This is a genomic window from Butyricimonas sp. DFI.6.44, assembly GCF_022132345.1.
Classification (GTDB): Bacteria; Bacteroidota; Bacteroidia; order Bacteroidales; family Marinifilaceae; genus Butyricimonas; species Butyricimonas muris.
Genome location: NZ_JAKNJD010000009.1, coordinates 49,832 through 71,979 on the forward strand (window position 1 = coordinate 49,832; position 22,148 = coordinate 71,979).

17 protein-coding genes and 1 tRNA gene are annotated in these 22,148 nt (G+C 43.2%); 13 read left to right on the forward strand and 5 right to left on the reverse strand.

Annotated features, from left to right (window positions below):
- Window positions 1–49: 49 nt before the first annotated feature.
- On the reverse strand, window positions 50–1,300 hold the full coding sequence (locus tag L0M98_RS13185; protein WP_186978463.1) for an aminotransferase class I/II-fold pyridoxal phosphate-dependent enzyme: 1,251 nt from the start codon (window positions 1,298–1,300) through the stop codon (window positions 50–52).
- 272 nt (window positions 1,301–1,572) lie between these two features.
- On the opposite strand from L0M98_RS13185, the gene L0M98_RS13190 reads away from it, so the two are divergent.
- The 5 genes from L0M98_RS13190 (at window position 1,573) to pyrI (ending at window position 5,864) form a co-directional block, all read left to right on the forward strand.
- Entirely contained in the window at window positions 1,573–2,385 is an 813-nt protein-coding gene (locus tag L0M98_RS13190) for an outer membrane protein assembly factor BamD (RefSeq protein WP_227216678.1), read from the forward strand.
- 30 nt (window positions 2,386–2,415) lie between these two features.
- Window positions 2,416–2,769: a DNA-directed RNA polymerase subunit omega gene (locus tag L0M98_RS13195; RefSeq protein ID WP_099293907.1), complete on the forward strand. Its 354-nt coding sequence runs from the start codon at window positions 2,416–2,418 to the stop codon at window positions 2,767–2,769.
- 69 nt (window positions 2,770–2,838) lie between these two features.
- Entirely contained in the window at window positions 2,839–4,038 is a 1,200-nt protein-coding gene (coaBC, locus tag L0M98_RS13200; protein ID WP_227216677.1) for a bifunctional phosphopantothenoylcysteine decarboxylase/phosphopantothenate--cysteine ligase CoaBC, read from the forward strand.
- Between the two features lie 438 nt (window positions 4,039–4,476).
- Window positions 4,477–5,388, forward strand: a complete 912-nt coding sequence (gene pyrB / locus L0M98_RS13205; RefSeq protein WP_186978461.1) for an aspartate carbamoyltransferase — start codon at window positions 4,477–4,479, stop codon at window positions 5,386–5,388.
- Window positions 5,389–5,405: 17 nt separating this feature from the next.
- A complete protein-coding gene (pyrI, locus tag L0M98_RS13210; protein WP_099294725.1) occupies window positions 5,406–5,864 on the forward strand; it encodes an aspartate carbamoyltransferase regulatory subunit in 459 nt (152 codons plus the stop codon).
- 72 nt (window positions 5,865–5,936) lie between these two features.
- Here the strand turns inward: pyrI and L0M98_RS13215 are convergent, their stop codons facing one another.
- Entirely contained in the window at window positions 5,937–6,230 is a 294-nt protein-coding gene (locus tag L0M98_RS13215) for an HU family DNA-binding protein (RefSeq protein WP_099293902.1), read from the reverse strand.
- Window positions 6,231–6,568: 338 nt separating this feature from the next.
- Here L0M98_RS13215 and L0M98_RS13220 point away from each other — a divergent pair, with 338 nt between their 5' ends.
- Window positions 6,569–7,165 carry a recombinase family protein gene (locus L0M98_RS13220; RefSeq protein ID WP_227216676.1) on the forward strand — a complete coding sequence of 199 codons (597 nt, stop codon included), beginning with the start codon at window positions 6,569–6,571 and terminating at the stop codon, window positions 7,163–7,165.
- A 63-nt stretch (window positions 7,166–7,228) separates the two neighbouring features.
- Here the strand turns inward: L0M98_RS13220 and pruA are convergent, their stop codons facing one another.
- The gene (pruA, locus tag L0M98_RS13225) at window positions 7,229–8,860 is read right to left on the reverse strand and encodes an L-glutamate gamma-semialdehyde dehydrogenase (RefSeq protein WP_227216675.1); all 1,632 of its coding nucleotides are present in this window, start codon (window positions 8,858–8,860) and stop codon (window positions 7,229–7,231) included.
- A gap of 189 nt (window positions 8,861–9,049) precedes the next feature.
- Between pruA and L0M98_RS13230 the strand changes: the two genes are divergently transcribed.
- Both L0M98_RS13230 and rlmB read left to right on the forward strand, forming a co-directional pair.
- Complete coding sequence (locus tag L0M98_RS13230) at window positions 9,050–10,996, forward strand: ABC-F family ATP-binding cassette domain-containing protein (protein ID WP_227216674.1); 1,947 nt, start codon at window positions 9,050–9,052, stop codon at window positions 10,994–10,996.
- 51 nt (window positions 10,997–11,047) lie between these two features.
- Entirely contained in the window at window positions 11,048–11,788 is a 741-nt protein-coding gene (gene rlmB, locus L0M98_RS13235) for a 23S rRNA (guanosine(2251)-2'-O)-methyltransferase RlmB (RefSeq protein ID WP_227216673.1), read from the forward strand.
- A 4-nt stretch (window positions 11,789–11,792) separates the two neighbouring features.
- On the opposite strand, the gene L0M98_RS13240 is transcribed toward rlmB, so the two are convergent.
- Window positions 11,793–14,528 carry a putative LPS assembly protein LptD gene (locus L0M98_RS13240; RefSeq protein ID WP_227216672.1) on the reverse strand — a complete coding sequence of 912 codons (2,736 nt, stop codon included), beginning with the start codon at window positions 14,526–14,528 and terminating at the stop codon, window positions 11,793–11,795.
- Between the two features lie 116 nt (window positions 14,529–14,644).
- Between L0M98_RS13240 and L0M98_RS13245 the strand changes: the two genes are divergently transcribed.
- The 5 genes from L0M98_RS13245 (at window position 14,645) to L0M98_RS13265 (ending at window position 19,605) form a co-directional block, all read left to right on the forward strand.
- Window positions 14,645–15,799: an N-acetylmuramoyl-L-alanine amidase family protein gene (locus L0M98_RS13245; protein ID WP_227216671.1), complete on the forward strand. Its 1,155-nt coding sequence runs from the start codon at window positions 14,645–14,647 to the stop codon at window positions 15,797–15,799.
- Window positions 15,800–15,816: 17 nt separating this feature from the next.
- The gene (locus tag L0M98_RS13250) at window positions 15,817–17,004 is read left to right on the forward strand and encodes an MlaD family protein (protein WP_227216670.1); all 1,188 of its coding nucleotides are present in this window, start codon (window positions 15,817–15,819) and stop codon (window positions 17,002–17,004) included.
- Window positions 17,005–17,379: 375 nt separating this feature from the next.
- Entirely contained in the window at window positions 17,380–18,807 is a 1,428-nt protein-coding gene (gene dnaA, locus L0M98_RS13255) for a chromosomal replication initiator protein DnaA (RefSeq protein ID WP_099293894.1), read from the forward strand.
- Between the two features lie 6 nt (window positions 18,808–18,813).
- A complete protein-coding gene (locus L0M98_RS13260) occupies window positions 18,814–19,413 on the forward strand; it encodes an IMPACT family protein (RefSeq protein WP_227216669.1) in 600 nt (199 codons plus the stop codon).
- Between the two features lie 119 nt (window positions 19,414–19,532).
- Window positions 19,533–19,605, forward strand: a tRNA-Lys gene (locus L0M98_RS13265).
- A 191-nt stretch (window positions 19,606–19,796) separates the two neighbouring features.
- Here the strand turns inward: L0M98_RS13265 and L0M98_RS13270 are convergent.
- The gene (locus tag L0M98_RS13270; protein ID WP_237961725.1) at window positions 19,797–22,136 is read right to left on the reverse strand and encodes a DUF4906 domain-containing protein; all 2,340 of its coding nucleotides are present in this window, start codon (window positions 22,134–22,136) and stop codon (window positions 19,797–19,799) included.
- Between the last annotated feature and the right edge of the window lie 12 nt (window positions 22,137–22,148).

The following is a 22,148-nucleotide window of genomic DNA, read 5'->3' on the forward strand; positions in this document are numbered from 1 at the left end:
AACGACTTCCGGGGTTAATTTGTTTTATTTTTACGGCTTTCGGTAAATATTATAGCGCATTGGCATCAACCACCACGTCTTTGCTGTATTCACCGTTAGCTAATTTTTGAGCCACGTTTTTGAACGCTTTCACCGTGTAGTCCACATCTTCCAGCGTGTGCATAGCGGTCGGAATCAGGCGGAGTAACAATTGTCCTTTCGGGATTACGGGGTAAACCACGATAGAGCAGAACAAGTTGTAATTCTCACGTAAATCCATAGCCACTTGGGTACCCTCGGCAACGCTACCGGACAGGTAAACGGGGGTTACAGGTGAATTGGTAACACCGATGTTCAGTCCGTCTGCTTTCAAGCCGGCTTGCAAGGCACGAACGATAGTCCATAATTTTTCACGTAACTCCGGACGGGTTCTCAATAATTCCAATCGCTTGATCGCACCTTCAACCATCGGCATCGGGAGTGACTTGGCGAAAGTCTGAGAACGCATATTGTATCTTAAATACATACAGATGTCTTCATCGCAAGCGATAAATGCTCCGATACCTGCCATCGCTTTGGCGAAAGTGGCGAAATAAAGATCGATTCCGTCCATTACCCCGAAATGGTCGCCCGTTCCGGCTCCATTGGGCCCCATGGTTCCGAAACCGTGAGCGTCATCCACGAGTAAACGGAAGTCAAAGTCTTTCTTCATGGCAACGATTTCGTCCAATTTACCGAGGTCGCCGGCCATACCGAATAGACCTTCGGTCACAACCAAGATACCGCCACCGGTGTTCTCAACCCATTTGGTTGCTCTTTCCAGTTGTTTGCGGAGGCTATCCATGTCATTGTGCTGGTACACGTATCTTTTCGCGGGAGATAAGCGAAGACCGTCCATGATACAAGCGTGGTCTTCCGCGTCATACACGATACAATCGTGACGGCTGGTCATGGCGTCGATGATTGACACCATTCCTTGATAACCGAAGTTCAGCAAAAATGCATCCGGTTTGCCGACAAATTCAGCTAACTGTGATTCCAGATACTCGTGACGAGAAGTCTGTCCGCTCATCATACGAGCACCCATCGGGTATGCCATCCCGTATTTTGCAGCGGCTTCAGCGTCCGCTTTCCGAACTTCCGGGTCGTTAGCAAGACCGATATAATTGTTCAAACTCCAGTTTAATACTTCCTTACCGCGGAATTTCATGCGAGGACCTATTTCGCCCTCTAATTTCGGGAAAGAGAAATAGCCATGAGCTTGTTTGGCATATTGACCAATGTTTCCCTTCTGTTTTCTTACTCTTTCAAAAATGTCCACTTTGATAATATTTTGAAATTCTTAATTTTGTATTTCTAATATGGAAACAAAGGTAACTAAAAAAATGTATTCCGAATAGGTTCTGCCGAAAAGTTGTGGGGCAGGGAAACGAAATACGCTTAAATACTTAGTCTTTTTTTCGCCGGTGGCGAAAGTTACAAGTTGCAGGTTACAAGTTCTTCATCCTAAATTTTAAATTCTAAATTAAATAAAAATCCTTTTGTAGATTGATTTTATTCATATATCTTTGCCTGATGCAAAAAAGGCACTTTATGATGAAGAATTTTATAGGATTTCTGCTTGTAATATTTTTGATGAGTTCATGTGGTGAATACCAGAAACTTCTGAAGAGCGGTGACAATCAACAGATTTATAAAAAAGCTGTGGAGTACTATAACAACGGGGATTACACGAAAGCGTCCAACTTGTTTGACGCCGTTCGCTTGGCTTTCCGAGGAAACACGAGGGGGCAAAGTGTGGCCTATTACCGGGCGTTCTGTAGCTTCAACCAGAAAGATTATGAAGTTGCTGCCGAGTTGTTCAAAAATTTCGTGTCACAATACCCGGAAAGTTCTTATGCTGAAGAATGTCTTTACATGATCGGGTATTGTAATTACAAGGCATCCCCGAAAGCCCGTCTGGATCAGACGGTGACTCAAAGTGCTATTGAGAGTTTCAATTTGTATTTAAGCCGTTACCCCAACAGTACCCGTAAGGAACAGATTAACGCGTACATGGATGAAATGCGGGATAAATTGTCATATAAAGATTATCTAAGTGCCCGGAATTATTACTTGAGAGAAAGATATAAAGCTGCCGTGGTGAGCTTGGAAAACTGTTTGAGAGATTATCCCGGTTCCAAATACCGTGAGGAAATCATGTACATGTTGTTCAATTCCAAGTACGAGATGGCTGTAAATAGTGTCGAAGACAAGAAATACGAGCGTTACAACGCGGCGAAAGAGGAGTTCTATTATTTCGAAGAGGAATACCCGGAAAGCCGCTATGCCAAAGAGATGGCTAAGAAGTACGAGGATATCAACGAGTTCTTGAAAACGTATGATATCAATGAAGAGGATGATTAACCAGATAAAATAATAATATTCAAATTAACCATGGTAGATTTTAAGAAAGTTAAAGCGCCGAATAATACTATTACTCGCAATCCGGCTGTATTGGCTAGTAAAGCTGATAATATTTACGAGGCTGTTGCGGTAATCGGTAAGAGAGCTAATCAGATTTCGGTTGAAATGAAAGAGGAGTTAAGCAGGAAACTTCAAGAGTTTGCCTCTTATGCGGATAATTTGGAGGAGATATTTGAAAATCGGGAGCAGATAGAGATTTCCAAATATTACGAGCGTTTACCTAAACCGGTATTAATTGCTACTCAAGAGTTCGAGGACGGGGATATCTATTTCCGTGCATCGTCCAAGGACAAGGTTGAGGCAAATAGTGCGGGAGAGGAATAGTTCGATTTTTAAAAGAATAATATACCTGAAAGTGATCCGCTTTCAGGTATTTTTAGTTTTGAACGCGTTATGCTAAAAGGGAAACATATTATACTGGGAATTACGGGTAGCATTGCGGCTTACAAGGCCGCAACGCTAACTCGTTTGCTCGTGAAAGAAGGGGCTACCGTGAAAGTGGTCATGACACCGTTGGCGAAAGAGTTCATCACCCCCTTGACGATGGCCACGTTGTCCAAAAGTCCGATTATGGTCGATTTTTATAATCCGGAAAACGGGGATTGGAACTCTCACGTTGATTTGGGATTGTGGGCGGATCTTTATTTGGTGGCGCCCGCCTCGGCTAACACGATCGGGAAAATGGCGAACGGGATAGCCGACAATCTGCTGCTGACGACTTATCTTTCCGCCAAATGTACGGTGATGGTTGCCCCGGCAATGGATTTGGATATGTATCGTCATCCGGCGACGCAACGAAATCTGGAGATATTAAGGTCATTCGGGAATATTATTATTGAACCGGAAAGTGGAGAACTTGCCAGTGGATTGATCGGGAAGGGAAGAATGGAAGAGCCGGAACAAATTGTCGAATTTTTGAAAAGGCATTTTGAACGGCAGGAAGATTTCAAGGGAAAGAAAGTGTTGATCACGGCGGGACCTACTTATGAAAAAATTGATCCGGTTCGTTTTATCGGGAATTATTCTTCTGGTAAGATGGGAATAGCTTTGGCGGAAGAGTTAGCGGGACGCGGGGCAGAGGTATTGCTTATTTGTGGTCCCGTGAATCAGAAGACAAGTCACCCTGCTATCCGTCGGGTGGATGTGGAGTCCGCTTCACAAATGTGTGAGGTTGCCGTGAAGGAATTTCCCGGTTGTGAGTTGGCTATATTAAGCGCGGCGGTAGCTGATTTTACCCCGAAAGAGAAAGCAAATTGCAAGATAAAACGGGAAAAGGAAGATTTGCTACTGGAATTGATGCCGACTCAAGACATTGCGGCAGAGTTGGGACAGATGAAAAAGGATTCGCAATTGCTGGTGGGATTTGCGTTGGAGACGAATGACGAAGAGAGTAACGCGCGTTCTAAAATGCAGCGGAAGAATTTGGATATGATCGTGCTGAATAGCTTGAATGATAAAGGGGCCGGTTTCGGTGGTGATACCAATAAGGTTACAATCATGCACCGGGAGGGAGGAAAGAACGTCTACGAGTTGAAGACGAAGGTAGAAGTGGCAAAGGATATTGCGGATCAAATAGCTGCAAGATACGTTTAACTCAGTTCGTAATAAAGTCCATAAGGTCCATAAAGTCCGTAAGGTCGAATGTCCATGGACTCCTGCGGGCGCTTTATTTACGGTAGCTTTGCTGCCGATGAATATTATCCGAAGGGCGTCTATGACTTTATGAACTTTATAGACCTTATAAACCTTTGACTGAAAGGGCAAATACTTTTGCCCTTTTCGATGGGTGAAATATTTTGAAAAATAAAAATGAAAATCACTTTGTTCGGATAGAAATTATATCTAATTTTGTATTCCGATATGAAGATAGAACATCAAAATATTCGGCGAAGATTGTTATTATGCCTACAGTTCAGGCAAAAACATGATCGTTGCTGTTTTAAGATACAGAAAACCAACATTGTCGTTAGTTGACAACGTTGGTTTTTTTTTTATGGATGAGAAAGAACATAAACACTTAAATGTAGCAATATGAATAAACGTAGCTTAGTATCCATTACCGACTACTCGAAAGAGGACATTCTGGAAGTATTGAAAATCGCTTCTGAATTTGAGAAAAACCCGAATCGCAATTTGTTGGAAGGGAAGGTAGTAGCATCATTGTTTTTTGAACCGTCTACCCGTACGCGATTAAGTTTTGAAACGGCCATCAGTAGAATGGGAGGCCGCATCGTGGGATTTTCCGATGCATCGTCTTCCAGTACAACGAAAGGAGAATCTTTGAAAGATACGACCAAGATGGTGGATAACTACTGCGATCTGATCGTGATGCGCCACCCGTTGGAGGGAGCTGCCCGTTTCGCGAGTGAAGTTGCCAACGTGCCGGTGATTAATGCCGGTGACGGGGCCAACCAACACCCGACGCAGACGATGTTGGACTTGTACTCGATATACAAGACACAAGGTACGCTTGAAAACTTGAATATATTCATGGTGGGTGACTTGAAGTACGGGCGTACGGTTCACTCTTTGCTACAAGCCATGAGTCACTTTAACCCCACTTTCCACTTTATTTCACCGAAAGAGTTGGAAATGCCTCAAGCTTACAAGTTGTTCCTCGACAAATTGCACATTCCTTATTACGAGCACTCGGAATTGGACGACGTGATTAATGACGCGGATATTCTCTACATGACTCGGGTGCAACGCGAGCGTTTCGCTGACCCGTTGGAATACGAGAAAGTGAAAAACGTGTATATACTGAAGAATTCCATGTTGGCAGGAACAAAAGACACGATGCGTATTCTCCACCCGCTACCCCGTGTGAACGAGATTGACGAGGATGTGGACGACAACAAGAAAGCATACTATTTCCAACAGGCTCTGAACGGTGTGTTTACCCGTCAGGCAATTATTTTCAAGACATTAGGTTTAAAATGGTAATTAAAGAAGAAAAAGATATGGCAGCAAAAAAAGAATTACAGGTGAGCGCCGTGGAAAACGGTACGGTAATAGACCACATTCCTGCTGGTAAATTGTTTGACGTGATCAACGTGTTGGGGATCCAAGATTTGGAGAACACGGTTACTTTCGGGTATAACCTTGTTAGTAGTAAGCTGGAGAAAAAAGCGATTATCAAAATCTGGGATAAATTCTTGAAGGATGATGAGGTGAATAAATTGGCTTTGGTTGCTCCTACTGCCAAAATCAATATTATTCGGGATTTTGAAGTAGCAGAAAAGAAAGCGGTGATGGTACCGGAGCACGTGGAAGGCATTGCTAAATGCGTGAACCCGAAATGTATCACGAACAACCAGAAGGTACGTACGAAATTTGATGTGGTAGGTAGTTCTCCGATCGTTTTGAAATGTCATTATTGCGAGAAATTGACCGATCAAGAGCATATTGTGATTATCTAATATAGACACTCGAAATTGAAAATGAGGCTGACCGCTTGCCGGAAAGCCTCATTTTGTTTTTATCAGACAGGGTTATTCCTTCTTGACCGATTTTTCTTTTTGTTTTATTTTCACGGACTTGCTGGCTGTAAATTTGATGTAATCGTAGGGTAAATAGGTTTCTACTTTGTTCGTTGCCAGGTTGAAACGTTCTCTTTTCTTTTGCTGTTTCACGCTTAAGGTTCCGAAATCTTGAATAGTTATCTTTTCTCCAGCTTCTAAAGATTCCAGAATGCAAGAGATGAAAGTGTTGATAACAAGAGTAGAAACTACTTGGCTTTGCCCGCATTTCTCGGCAACTCTTTTGGCTAATTCTCTTTTGTTCATAATTAATTCTCGCGTGGTATTTGAGTTTATATTTTAATTTTGAATGATTTAACGCTATTTTGGCAATAATCTGTCAAAATATTCGTTCATTTGCACAGACAAATATACCAATTTTTGAAAAAACTGAGTCAATCGTTACTAAAAATATTACGTATAAGTCGTTAGATTGTAAATTCAAATAGCTAAAATATCTGTTATCCACGCTAAAATGGGTGTCCAATTAAACGAACGTTTTTATTGACAACTGTATTGCTGTGTATTTGATGATTATGACTTTGTAGTTATAAAATTGCGACCCTTTGTCTGAAGGTTCATATTTTATTTTTAAAGTTTTGATTATGATAATAGGTTATTTGCGGGTCAGCACGGGGAAGCAACATGTTGAAAACCAAAAAGAAGAAATTCAGAAATTCGCGGCCCGAAGGAATTTGAAAATTGATAAATGGGTAACAGAAGTTGTTAGCGGTAAAAAGAATGAACACGATCGTAAGCTTGGAAAACTATTGAAAAGTTTAAGGAAGGGAGATGTGTTAATTGTGACGGAATTGTCCCGTCTAAGTAGGACTTTGTTGAATATCATGTCTATCCTGCACCGTTGTTTGGAAAAAGAGATTATCATTTATAGTACGAAAGATGGCTACGCTTTTGATAATAGTATAAACAGCAAGGTGCTGGCATTTGCGTTTGCGCTGGTGGCAGAGATAGAGCATAACTTGATTTCTATGAGAACGAAAGAAGCGCTGGCGCATCGGAAGTCGGAAGGTGTTCGCTTGGGACGTCCCCTTGGGGCTATAAAACAGCAAGTTATATTGGAGAACAAAGAAGAGATACATCGCTTGTTGAAGAGTGGAGTTTCGGTTTCGGCTGTCTGCCGGATGTATAACGTATCGCGGGAAACATTCTATACCGTGAATCGGAAACATCCATTGATATAATAAAAAGGCTGCCAAAAAAGTGAATTGGCAGCCTCGTTTTGTTTTACAAACGTGTAAACTTTATTACTCTTCCAAGAAGTTAGGATACATATAATTTGTAGCCGGTACAAATGTTTCTTTAATCGCTTGCGGGGAAACCCAACGCAGTAAATTAAAGATTGTACCTGCTTTATCGTTTGTTCCGGATGCACGTCCGCCACCGAAGGGTTGTTGGTCAACAACCGCACCTGTCGGTTTGTCGTTGATGTAAAAGTTCCCGGCGGTATGTGTCAGACGCTCTGTCATTCGCTCGATATTAGTCCGGTCTTTTGAGAAAATTGCTCCGGTAAGAGCGTAAGTGGAAGTTTTATCCAGAATATCCAGTGTTTCATCCACTTGTTCCGGATCGTAAACATATGTCGTGAGAATCGGGCCGAACAGTTCCTCGCGCATAGTGATATAATCCGGTTTAAACGCTTGGATTACGGTCGGTTGTATGAAATATCCCGCACTCATATCATAATGACCGCCGGCAATAACTTCGGCATCAGACGATTTGTTCGCTTCGTCAATAGCGTTGGCTAATTTAACGAAAGAAGCCTCGTCAATAACAGCATTCACGAAATTCGTGAAATCTTCGACACCGCCTACTTTGATAGCAGCCAAGTCTTTTTGCACGTAGCTTTCGACTTCCGGCCAGATATTTGAAGGTATGTATGCACGCGAAGCGGCAGAACATTTTTGTCCTTGATACTCGAAGGCTCCCCGTACGATAGCGGTAGCTACTTCTCTCGGGCAAGCTGTCGGGTCAGCGAAGATATAATCTTTACCTCCGGTTTCACCAACGATTCTCGGGTAACTCCGGTATTTGTCGATATTCTTCACGATGGTAGCCCAAATGTCGTTGAATACTTGGGTGGAACCGGTGAAATGAATACCTGCAAATTCTCTATGTGAGAATATCACTTCGGAAGCCGTAGGCCCGGAACAGTACACCAGATTGATTACACCGTCGGGTAAGCCTGCTTCTTTCAGGATTTCCATGATCAAGTGAGCGGAATAAACCGCGGTCTTCGAGGGTTTCCACACGCAAACATTACCCATAAGAGCAGGTGCTCCCGGAAGGTTTCCGGCGATAGAGGTAAAGTTGAACGGGGTTAATGCAAAGATAAATCCTTCCAACGGACGCCAAACCGTACGATTCCAGATCCCGGGGGCAGAATTCGGTTGCATGTGATATATTTCATACATATTCTTCACGTTGAAACGGAAGAAGTCGGCTAACTCGGCGACAGCATCAATCTCGGCTTGAAAAGCATTCTTGGATTGTCCTAACATAGTCACTGCGTTCATTCGTTGACGGTAGGGACCCGATAACAAGTCGGCAGCTTTCAAGAAAATTGCGGCACGGCTCTCCCAGCTCATTTTTTCCCATTCCGGTTTTGCCTTTAACGCAGCGTCAATAGCCATTTGCACGTGGCTCGCGTCACCTTGGTGGTAGTGTCCCAGCAAATGATGGTGATCGTGCGGCGGACGGATATCCATTAATTTATCGGTGCGGACTTCTTTGCCCCCGATGATCATTGGAATATCCACAACTGTAGCACGCAAAGCATTAAGTTGTGACTTCAACTCTTTTCTTTCCGGAGAACCCGGCGCGTAGCTCTTGATGGGTTCATTGGTAATGTTAGGTAATTTGAATACTCCTTTGGACATATTTTATTCTTTTTTGTAGTTAGTATTTTTCAAGATTTCCCAAATATACAAAAATATTTTAAGGATAAAACATGACATATGTTAGTTTTCGCATTTTTAAATGTAAATTTAGTTGTTTCGTGCAACAAAATAAGTTTCGTATATTTGCATCCGTTAAATACGGAAGGTTTCAATTTTCAAGTTATTGTAATGATTTCAATTAATAATGTAAGTGTTTTATTCGGAGATTACGCATTGTTGGATTCCATCTCGTTTCTGGTAAACAAAAGGGACAGAATAGGTCTGACCGGACGTAACGGGGCGGGCAAGTCTACTTTGTTGAAAATTCTTGCCGGGGTGCAGGAACCGTCCGAAGGAAGTGTGTCGATGCCCTCCGGTTTGAAGGTCGGTTATTTGCCCCAGACGAAAGTGTACGCGGAAGGGAAAACCGTGCGGGAAGAGGCGGGGACGGCTTTCAATGACGTGTTGGGATTGCAACGGGAAGTGGAGAGATTGCATGCCGAATTGGCGGAAAGGACAGATTACGAATCCGACAGTTACATGTCTTTAATTGATAAATTGAACGAGAAAACCGAGATGTTGCATATGCGGGGAGCCGATAATATGAACGGAGAGGTTGAGGTCGTGTTGAAAGGATTGGGATTTCGTCAAGAAGATATGGATCGTCGTTGTGAAGAATTCAGTGGCGGGTGGCGTATGCGTATCGAGTTGGCGAAGATATTATTGGCACGTCCGGATGTCTTTTTATTGGACGAGCCGACGAACCACTTGGATATAGAATCCATTTCATGGTTGGAATCATTCTTGCAGGGATACCCGGGGGCGGTAGTGCTTGTTTCGCACGACCGGGCTTTTTTGGATAATATCACGAGCCGTACTGTCGAAATATCTTTGAGTAAGATATACGATTATAAAGTATCTTACACGAAATTTACCGAATTGCGCAAGGAGCGGATCGAGCAGCAATTGCGTGCTTACGAGAATCAACAGAAACAGATTAAAGATACGGAAGACTTTATAGAGCGTTTCCGCTACAAGGCGACGAAAGCGGTACAAGTGCAATCGCGCATCAAACAACTGGAAAAGATAGAGCGGATTGAAGTGGAACAGGAGGATTCTGCGCGAATTAACGTGCGTTTCCAACCGGCTGTACGTTCGGGTGATGTGGTGGTGAGCGGTCGTGATTTGACGAAAGCTTATGGCAATCACGTGGTATTGCGGGAAGTGAATTTGGACGTGTTGAGAGGGGAGAAAGTGGCTTTCGTGGGAAGGAACGGAGAAGGAAAAACCACTTTAGTGAAAATGATAATGGATCAGATCCCTTATGAGGGGACGCTAAAGATTGGGTATAACGTGAATATCGGGTACTTCGCTCAAAATCAGGCGGATTTGCTTGATCCCTCGTTAAGTGTACTCGACACTGTGGATCAAGTGGCAGTCGGGGATATACGGAAAAAGATACGGGATATTCTGGGGGCTTTTTTATTCTCGGGAGAGGATGTTGACAAGAAAGTGAAAGTGCTTTCCGGGGGAGAACGAACCCGGCTTGCTATGGTACGCCTGCTGTTGGAACCCTACAATGTACTGATTCTCGACGAGCCGACGAACCATTTGGATATGCGCACGAAAGACATTTTGAAAGATGCCTTGAAGAAATTCGACGGTACCGTTATCGTCGTATCGCACGACCGTGATTTCTTGATCGGGTTGGCTGATAAAGTGTATGAATTCACGAATAAGAATATAAAGGAATATTTGGGTGGGGTGACTCACTTCTTGGAAGCGAAAAAGCTAGAGTGTTTCCGGGAGTATGAACAGATGCATCCCCGGAAAGTGCAGGTGGAAGAGAAGGTGGCAGAACAACCCGTTTCCGAGAATAAAGCTGCTTTCGAGGAACGTAAACAGTGGAATAAGGAAATCAAACGTTCGGAGGTGAAAATTGAAAAATCGGAGTTGGAGATTGCCGATTTGGAACAAGCGATAGTGGATGCCGAGGGAAAAATGGCAACAGGGACGATTAGCGATGAGCTACTGAAGACGTATGATGAAGCGAAAAAACGCTTGGAAGCGTGTATGAGAGAGTGGGAAGAAGAGAACGAACGCTTGGAGATGCTGAAATCGAAGGTCGGGAATTAATCGGCAATCGTCAAATCACGAAATTATTAAATTGTAAATTGAATAGGTAAGATGGCAAAGTTTAAACAAGAATGTATTTTCGGAATCCGTGCCGTACAGGAGGCGATACAGGATGAAAAAGAGATTGATAAAGTAATGTTCAGACAAGGGATAAAGGGTGATTTATTCCAACAGTTGTTCGCGTTGGTGCGTGAACGTCAGATTCCGTTCCAGTATGTTCCGGAAGAAGTATTTAAACCGTTTGCCGGACGCAACCATCAAGGGGTGTTGGCTGAGGTTTCCCCGATACCTTATCAAGATATCGATGAGGTAATCGGTAGCGTGGTTGCGGCAGGAAAGACCCCGTTCGTTTTGGTGTTGGACAGAATCACGGACGTGCGCAATTTGGGCGGAATTGCTCGTACGGCGGAATGTGCCGGGGTGGATGCGATTCTGATTCCCAACAAAAATTCAGCGAAAATATCATCCGATGCCATCAAGACATCAGCGGGAGCGTTGTATCATTTACCGGTGTGTCGGGAGAAGAACCTGAAGAAAACAATCCGGGAATTGAAACGGAGGGGATTGACCGTGTTTGCCGCCACAGAGAAAGCCGATAAGTTCTACACCGAGGCAAACATGAAAGACGGATGCCTGCTTATCATGGGATCGGAGGATACCGGTATAGATGAAGAGTTGTTGGCTTTGGCGGACGAACGTATCAAGATACCCCAACTCGGTAAAATCGAATCGCTGAATGTTTCCGCTGCCGCGGCTATATTGATGTACGAAGCCGTACGACAGAGGTCGTAATTTATTATCGATTGTATAACCTTGAGTCGGTAAAGGATTCCCGTTTGGTCAGTTTCAAGTCTCTCAACATGGAAGAACGCACGTGTATCTCGAAGTTGTAGGACTGGTGCTGACCGAATGGCATACAATTGAATACCATTTCCCAACAATGCAAGTCCCGCGTGATACTGAAACTTGTTGAGGTAACTTCATTGGCTTTGAAATCATATCCCGATTGGAAAGATATTTTCCATTTCGGTGTCAACGAGAGATCTCCGTTGATACTTAAAATTTGTCGAATATCTCCTTTTCCCTTGGGGGAGGCCGAAGAGTAAGTTTTGGTATAATTCAGGTTGTACCCCAGACTCAGGTTCCAAGGAACATCAAAATCCATATAGTCATCGTAATAACCGCCCACCATTTCGTTTTTCTTCTCTTTGTTTTTACCGTTGTCACCCGATAGACTAAAGTTACTGGATATGGTAGCGTTTGTCAATCGCCCGATTCCACCGTGGTATTTATTGATTTTACGTCCGTTCCCATCGACAGCGTAAGGATCCAACGTTCCGGAGAAGTTCAAATCGACCTTATTGTTGAATACTTTGGTACGGGCGCTTAAACCGATAGTGGAAAATCTCATGCTATCCGCGAAAGGATTGTAAGAAACCCTTATCTGGAAACTCTCCAGTAGTTTTACTTTTTTGAATTGCTCATCCCCGGTCGTGTCATTATCGTTACGGACTTTCATCTCGACATTGTTGTCCAAGCTGAAACTGATGCTTCCCGATTGTGTGCCGATAGTCGTCTTCGGGGTATAAGGCAATCCCTCGTGAATAGCGTATTCGACGTATTTTTCCCCGTCAAAATATTCCTTCGTGTATTTGCCCAAAGGCTTTAACGCAGGCGTGTAGGACGCCGAGAAAGACGGGCGTATCATGTGACGGATAGCGGCAACCTTACTGCCCGGTTTGAACAAGAACATACCGTAAATGGTCGGCGTGTAGCCAATGGAGGCACTTGCCGAATAGTCATGCGAATAGTTCATACCCGGTATGACTCTTTTGACAACTTGTCCCCCGGCACGGCTGGTATCCGGTATCCATATTTTCTCGAAAGTCTTCGTGTTGAGGTACCCGTTATAGTTTAGAGAAGGGGTAAATGTCACGTCTTTTGCTATTTTGAAAGACAAGCTAAGCGGGATATTGTGCTTGAATCCGTTGTCCCAATCTCTTTCAAAAGATGATTTGAATAGTTTATCCTCTTTTGTCTGGATATTGTTTCTCAGTTCTGCCGAGTAGGAGATGCCGATATTGTCGTACCATTTCATTTCCCCCACCTTGTCTTTTTTACGGAAAGGATAGATTTGTGTCATGCGCAAGCTGATGTTTGGTAGCGTGAGGGAGATAGAGGTGTCCCGACTGTTCTGGCTGTGGCTGAGTGAGCCGCTTAAACTGAAAGGACTTTCCGGCCATTTCTTGCTCCAAGATATACTGGATTGCTTTCGTTGATTGGCAATATCATTTATATTGTTTCCGTTATAGTAATTATTGCTCGCGGAAGACATATCCACCGATGCCGAGAAAGAACTGTAAGGGTTGGCTTTACCGTCTTGCGAGTGAGTCCAGCGGACAGACCAGTCGGAAGATTCCTGATAGTCGGGCAGACCTTTTTCGCTCACGTGGTTCTTACTCATCGTGGCGTTGAATTGCCCGTTGTATTTATATCTTTTTCTATACGTGGTGGCGTATTGCAATCCCCATGAACCGTTGGTATATATGTCCCCCGTGAGAGTCATATCAATATAGTCATTGATATAGAGGTAATATCCACCACCCCGCAGGTTGAAACCTCTCATTCGTTCTTCCCCGTATGTCGGCATGATGATACCTGACGTCCCCTTGTTCGTGATCGGGAAGAAACCGAACGGGATAAACAAGGGCAGGGGAACATCTTCGAGTTCCAAGTAGGTGAAGCCCACGAAGATTCTTTTGTCTTTAATCATTTTCGCCCGGCTCATCCGAAGACGGAAATGAGGATGGTCATGATTGTCACACGTGGTATATGAACCGTGTACCACGCAATACACCGAGTCGCTCATCTTTTTCGTGGTTTGTCCCTGCACGTATCCTTCGCCTTCTTGCGTGATGATTTCTGTAATAAGTCCTTTTTTCGAATCAAAATTATATCTCAACTCTTTTCCCTCGAATTCTTGTGCCCCGTCTTTGAATTTCGGGGTACCTGTAAGTTCTCCGACGGAATCGGGAACCCCGGTAGCGTATGCTTCTTTTTTTTCCATATCCAGTACGATATAATCAGCCTTCAGTTCGCTCGTGAGGTATTTCACGAACCCGTTACCGTACAAGTAAACTTTCTTGCCGTTGATGGAAAATTTCACGGAGTCGTCCGCGTTATAAGTGATTAAATCATTAAATAACGGTTTTGAAACCGTGGAGTCATTCCGGATCGTGTCAATTGCCATACCTGTTGAATCATACACGATACGAATGCTGTCGCCCGGTTGCCCGGACGTGTCGCGGGCGAGGACGGGAAGTCTTTTAGGAGTCGGAATCGTGGTATCGAGATTGATGACAGGCCACTGATCTCTGACTTCTTTCGTGGTGTCACTGACAAATACATCAATTCCGTCTCCGAAAAGAAGCTCGGATGCAACACCGTTGGATGATAGTATTATCGGCAGGGCGATCATCGTTAAAATGATACATTTCTTAATAAAAAGCCCTGTATATAATCTAATTTGCAATTTAATATATTATTTTTGTGACTAATATTGCATGACGCATATAGCATTTTTGCTTTGCAAATGTAAGAAATAATGGTTGTTAATGGTCATGATTCTTTTTAAAAAGTTTTAAATACATGATAAATCAGTGCAGGTTTGTAGGTTTCTTGTTGGTTATCTTTCTGTTAGGGGGAATAAAAACTCTCGATGCTCAAGATAATTTGGGTAGAATTACTTGTATTTGTATTGACGCGGGACACGGGGGGAAAGACCCGGGTGCGATAAGCGGACGCTTGAGAGAGAAGGATATAACTTTGGCTGTTGCCTTGAAGTTGGGGAAAATGATAAAGGATGCTTATCCGAATATCAAAATAGTGTATACCCGAACAAAAGATGTTGCGGTGGACTTGAGGGAACGGGGAAGAATAGCGAATAAAGCAAAAGCGCAGTTGTTCATTTCCATTCACGTGAACAAGTTTTCCAAGTCTACCGTGCGAGGGGTAGAAACTTACGTGTTGGGATTGCATAAATCGGAAGCGAGTTTTCAAGTTGCCATGAAAGAAAACGAGGCGATTCATTACGAGGAAGACTATTCGGTGAAGTACGACGGCTTTGATCCCAAGAAAGCAGAGTCCTACATCATGTTCAATTTTCTGAAGAACAGTCATTTGAAAAATAGTATGGAATTTGCGGCTCCCGTGCAGAATGAACTGGTGAAACGCACGAAAATGCCGGACCGGGAAGTACGGCAAGCCGGGTTTATCGTTTTGATGGATGTCGGGATGCCTGCCGTGTTAATAGAAACGGGTTTTATCTCGAACCCGCATGACCAGAAAATATTGACGTCGGAATCCGGGCAGACAAATTTGGCGCGTGCTATTTTTTCGGGATTCCAATCGTATAAAAATAATGTGGAGCGGAATAGTGTCGTGATAAAGGTGGAAAACCCTGTCACTCAGTCTGAAGAAAAGAAAGTAACCGGAACGGAGAAGAAAAAAACGGAGAATGTTGTTGCTCCTCAAAATAAAAATGACTTATTTTACGCTGTTCAAGTAGCCTCGTCCAAGACAAGAATCAAGGATTTCGAGTATCTGAAGTTGAAAGAAAAGATAGAGGAGTTGAAAGGAGAAGAGCGTTACCGTTATTACGTTGGGAAAACTTCTACCTACGAAAAAGCGTTGGAAAACCAGAAGAGTACCCGAAAGGTGGTGAAAGACTGTTTTATCATTGCTATATATAAAGGTAAACAGATAACGGTCGCGGATGCAAGAAAAATAGAACAAAAGAAGTAAAGAATAAAATTATACTCATGAAACTAAAAAGAGAAGCCAAACTGGCATTAACTGCAATAGCTGCGGTGCTTATTTTAATCTGGGGAATCAATTTTCTGAAAGGCTCGTCATTATTTGAATCCAAAAGTATATTTTACGGGGTATATAATAGCGTGGAAGGATTGAAAGTATCCAGTGGTGTCGTGTACCGGGGATATCAGGTGGGGCAGGTCATCTCTATTCAGTTCACGGGTGAACGGTATGATAAAGTGCTGGTGAAGTTCTCCGTCAACAAGGGATTGGAGTTACCTTCCAATAGTTTGGCGATGATTCAGAGTGCCGATCTGATGGGTTCCAAGGTGGTGGATTTGATTCCGGGCGATTCTCCCGTTTTTGCCGTTAGCGGTGACACGTTGACTTCTAAAATAGAACAGGGATTGATGGAGCAGGTAAGTCGTCAAATGCTGCCTTTAAAGCAAAAAGCGGAACGTCTTCTGGGTTCTCTCGATTCCGTTATGGTTATTGTACAAGGCGTCTTCAATGAAGAAACCAAAAAGAATTTGAGTAATAGTTTTGCCAGTATAGATCGCACTTTACGGAATCTTGAAGGTGCTTCCGGTAATTTGGATACACTGATGCAGTCGGAATCTGCGCGTGTCAGCGAGATATTGCGGAATATAAATAGTATTACGGCCAATCTGTCGGATAACAATGAAGAAATATCCAATATACTGGGTAACTTCTCGGCGATCAGCGATTCCTTGCGTGGTGCCAGTTTGGGTGAGATGTTGACTAACGTCGATAATATACTTGCACATGTTGATACGATCTTTGCTAAAATAAACCGGGGAGAGGGAACGATTGGTGCTCTCGTGAATGATAATGACCTTTATTATAATCTGAATCAAGTGAGTGAAAATCTCAATCGTCTGTTAGTCGAATTCAGGTATAACCCAAGACGCTTCATTAACCTTTCCTTAATAGATTTTTCTTCCGGCAAGATCGGCTTGGATGAGTACGGAATAGTGATTTTCGAGTCGTCCGAACGTCTGGATATAAATTCGGAATTATATGTACAAAACTCTGGATTAAAGGAGATTAAGTATAAAGATAAGTATCTGTATATAATTGATAGTTTCAAGAAATTGAAAGCCGCGCAACGGAAATTAGATGATGTTATGAAACGTTACAAAGACGCTTATATAGTTAAAATTGACTTTGTCTGAAAAATAGAATGATTCTAAATAATGCATGTAAGGCATCTATTTTTATTAACATAAACCGAAACTTTTTAAAACTCTATTTTGATATTTCGAATCAATTTTTAGACCTAAGACTTAAAGCTTTATCTAGGAAAATCGCTCAAAATATTGTTACGTTTATGTTAAGATTACAAAGGCAATTTTGTAATGCGGTCAATATGTAACAAATGAATTAATCTATTGAGTGTTAGTGTGTTATGTCTAAAAGATTGATACCTAACCCGTAAGCCATTCTTGGTAAAAAGCAAGCAAAAGGCTCATTTTTTTTAGAGAAATATTTTTTCGAATTTAGCGTTCTATTTCATATAGGATGAATAGGGAATAAAACGATATATATAAATGAAAAGGGATTGTAAAAGTGTTTGGTCGGAATGTCTGGACCTAATTAAAGAACAAGTGGCGCCAAGAACATTTAAAACGTGGTTCTTGCCTATACGTGCTTTGAACTTTCAGCAGGACGTGTTGACAATTCAAGTTCCGAGTCAATACGTGTACGAGTGTCTGGAAGAACACTTTGTGGAGATTTTGCGGAAAGCTATTCGTACCGTGATCGGTCCGAAAGCTAAACTGGAATATTCTGTTGTGGTAGAGGAGAGTCACCCTCGTGACCCGATATCAGTGACGATGTCTTCTACGCACGTGAAGAAGGTTGAGCCAAGTACCGTTTATCTGAACGGTAAAACAGGAGATAATGCCCCGAAAAATCCTTTTGAGCGTAATAATAATCGTGTACAGATTGACCCGCAACTGAACCCTTCCTATACATTGGATAGTTATATAGAAGGTAGCTGCAACCGGTTGGCAAAATCTGCCGCGGTAGCTATTGCCCAGAATCCCGGTGGAACGGCTTTCAATCCTTTGTTGATATACGGGGGCTCCGGTTTGGGTAAAACGCATCTGGCACAGGCAATTGGTATGGAAGTAAAGCAAAACCACCCGAATAAGGTGGTGTTGTACGTGACAACCAATGTCTTCCAGACGCAATTCACGGAAGCCGTGCGCAAGAACGAGATTAACGATTTCTTGCACTTCTATCAATTGATAGATGTGTTGATTCTGGACGATATTCACGAGTTGGCGGGGAAGACTGCCACGCAGAATACGTTTTTCCATATATTCAATCATTTGCATCAATCCGGTAAACAATTGATATTGACATCCGATCGTTCCCCGGCAGAATTGAGCGGTTTGGAAGAGCGTTTGCTCTCTCGTTTCCGCTGGGGATTGTCGGCAGAGATAAAAGCCCCGGATTACGAAACGCGGGTAGCGATAGCCCGATACAAAGCCCGTAAAGACGGTATTGATTTCTCCGACGAGATATTGGAGTATATATGTAAATACGTGTGCACCAACGTGCGGGAATTGGAAGGAGCCATGATTTCTTTGTTAGCTCAAGCTACTTTTAATCATCGGGATTTGACGATAGATGTCGTTAAGGATATTTTGGGTAAAATGGTCAAAGACCAGAAAAAGGAACTGACCGTGGAATATATACAGGAAGTTGTTTGCCAACACTTCAATATGGCACCCGAACTGTTGCAGGAAAAAACACGCAAACGGGAAGTGGTGCAAGCCCGCCAGTTGGCGATGTATTTCAGCAAGAATTACACGAATGCCTCGTTGGCTTATATCGGGAAGCTGATAGGACGTAAAGATCACACGACGGTATTGTATGCCTGTAAGGCTGTCACCGACATGATGGAAACGGATCGTGCTTTCCGTGCCCAAGTGGAAGAGTTGCAAAAGAAACTCTATTGCGCGAATTAATTTCTCATGGAAGAGGATAAATATAGAACAGTAAACGCGATTGCCGAAGGCCTGTACAAGGAGAAAGGCAGTCGCTTTATTTCTTTTATTTACCCGGTGAAGACAGAGGAAGAGATTAAAGATATCCTGACAGAGATAAAAACCAAGTATTATGATGCCCGTCATCATTGTTATGCCTATTGTCTGGGGGCAAACCGGGAACGCTTTCGGGCGAATGACGACGGGGAGCCTTCCTCCACGGCAGGGAAACCCATTCTGGGACAAATCGTATCCAACGATCTTTCCAATGTTCTCGTGGTTGTCGTGCGTTATTTCGGGGGGATAAAACTCGGTGTATCCGGTTTGATTCAAGCGTACAGGGATGCCGCCGCCAATGCCATCCTCCATGCCGAGATTGTCGAACGCACGGTGGATGAAGAAATTCGTATCCGTTTCACCTACGTGGTGATGAATGACGTGATGAAAGTACTGAAAGAAGAAGAACCGGAAGTGCTATCCCGGAATTTCGAAATGGAGTGCGAAATGACTCTCTCTATCAGGCAGAAAGATATGCCCCGGTTGAAAGAACGCTTGTTGAAAATAGAGTCGCTCGCGATTGAAGAATAGTTCGTGAAAGCTTATCCGTGTTGTATCGCCATATTTTTTTCATAAAAAAAGCCCCTTGTCTTTGGGAGTTTAAATAGAATTACTATCTTTGCATCCGCAATTGAGAAACACAATTGAAGGATTCAATAGCTCAGCTGGTAGAGCACAACACTTTTAATGTTGGGGTCCTGGGTTCGAGTCCCAGTTGGATCACCGAAGAGTCTGAAAATGACTACATTAAAAAGATAAAGCCTAAGAATTAGATTATTTTTAGGCTTTTTTTTATTTCCTTAAAGACCAAATAAGTCCTTGTTTAGTTCATGATTTCGATCAATGTCGATAGTGTCCTCTGCATAGGTGAATTCGGTGATAATGGGAAAATCTTCCAGCTCAAGTGTGCTGTTTCATTTCGAATCGCGCACGCATCGGATTGGTCCTGCTACTGATTTTACATAGTAGAAATAGAATTGATATTCGAATATATGGAACAGGCTATGATCCTTATGGATATGTAAAATATTCACTCGGTTATCTGTGTCCGTGGTTGCATTATGATAGTTTCCGCAACTATTTGAACGAATGCCTCCTCCATCACCTACACGTGTTCCCTGTACCGGAAAATAAGATGTCGGACCGTCTTTCCATTGCTGCATATACATATTCATTCCATATCCGTCTGGAAACTTGTCGTCATAATTGATATCACTCATAGATCCCGGATTGAGTCCTGTATTTGTAAATTCGAGCCACAATTCACCCGAGGCAACCCTCCAGCCCGTGGGGCAGGGGTCGAAAATGGATTTTTCCGTTCCGTAGTTATCGTATATGTGTACATTATTATTTTGATTAATCGTGTAGCCCTTCATTCCCTCGGAGGCTGGTTCCAGTCCACCCCAAAGTTTATTGTCGCTTTCTCCTACCGGACACCAGTCTCCATTATTGAAATAGCTACTCTTTGTTTGTACATAAGATTCACCTCGCTTCACCTCGTTTGTTCCACAGATGAAAACCGTGGGGTTGGCTATGGCGTGTCTGATGGCTCCGGTTAGGGTATTTCCAATCACCGAATGGAACAGCTTGTTTTCATCGATATCGGATGTCTTGTGCACTTCAATCTGGTTGGAGCTGTCATAGTGTATATCTGTATGTTCGTCATTATAATCCTGATATGCATTTGTAATATTGCGTAAAGGAGGGAACGGATCTTTTCGTCCCCATTGATACAACATACCGAAAGCCTGTGTCATTTCATTCGGATACCGATAAAGACCATTTCCTGTACCTTTTTGATTCTCCGCCAGCGCACCGAGGTTGCATGGCATAACGGCATAGCCTTGAACGCGTGGCTTCTCGGGATATATGCCGTTCTTGTCCCAATCGTATGTGTAATAAGTAACGGCTTTGCCGAGATTGTCCGGTTCATGGTCAGTAACCCAGATGTGCCAAGACCATATAATGTTTCCCTTGCTATTGTAAGCACCGATCAAGGCATTCCCTTTCTTTTGTGTTCTAACATAGATTTTCTGATGAATGTCGCCTGTGTTCTCACCGAGTTGCACCAGCGTTCCATTCGTATTATCACCGATACAGTCTTTGGTTTGCCAGATAATGCCGACACGGGCTATTTTCAGGTTCTCGTCATGAGGGCTTAAATAGTCTGCAAAATTGTATCCGCCTCCTGTCTCTACACGGTAATAGGGTTCAAAAGAGAGGAAACCGTTGGGTTTTACAACAAAACAATTGGACGATGGATTGTTTTGGCCTTTTTCTCCTGTGATAGTCAACGTTATGCGGTAAACTTGATTACGTTGTATATTAAAATTATTAAGTGAGTTTCCCCCGGGATAAGCTACATAGAGATATCTTTCGCCACCGATTTCGGTGGTTATATCCACCACAAGTGCGTTGGAGGGGGCGGCATCAGACTTGTTACCACCCTGAGTTTCTGTTTCCCCTTGCAGGTTTTCCGGGACATAGAAAACAGCCCATTCCTTATCTTCATTCTTTTCCAAGTCCGAAGCGGCAAAGGCTATAGAGCTGAATGTTGTTCCATCAGGGAATGGAACCGCATTCATCGGCTCTTCCTGTCCATCTCCGGCCAGTGTCTCCACCCGGCAAATATTGGGAATTTGTCTTACGTTGACATTGTTCAGTTCCATTCCAGCCTTCAGCATTTCTACTTTTACTTTGAGTTTAGCATACATACGTGTAACCGGTACAGTGACCGTAATACCTGTCGTTATCTCAACCTCCTCGCTTGCTCCGGCCATTGGGATCGACACCTTGTCTATCGACCGAGCCGGGAAAGCGGTAGGCAAGGTTTGCTTTTTCAGTTGTTCCAATTTTTTGAACGTTTGCCATGAAGCATCCGTGCCATCGTTAGCCCAGTTGTCATAGCCCGTGTTGGTTACGACATATACGATGGATGGAACTCCTGCTTTCAGATATACGGGCAGGTCTTGCAACATCGTTTGGTCATTGATGGTGTAGTAACGAGGCTTTATCAACAGTTCTTGTGTTGTTGCGTCATATTGGAATACCCAGATGTTGTGTATCTCTTTTTCTTCCGAAGTCTCCTTTTCGGGAGTGCTGCTTGGTATGGATGCCCTTGTATTTGCTTTTGTCCCAATGACAAATGCATTGACGGACAAATTCAATACAGCTTCCGTCAGTTCGCCCTCATCAAGGACTGTTCCGTTTGTTTCACTTGCCTCCGGTTGAAGTTCGTCTATGCAACTACCCATTGTGATGGTTGC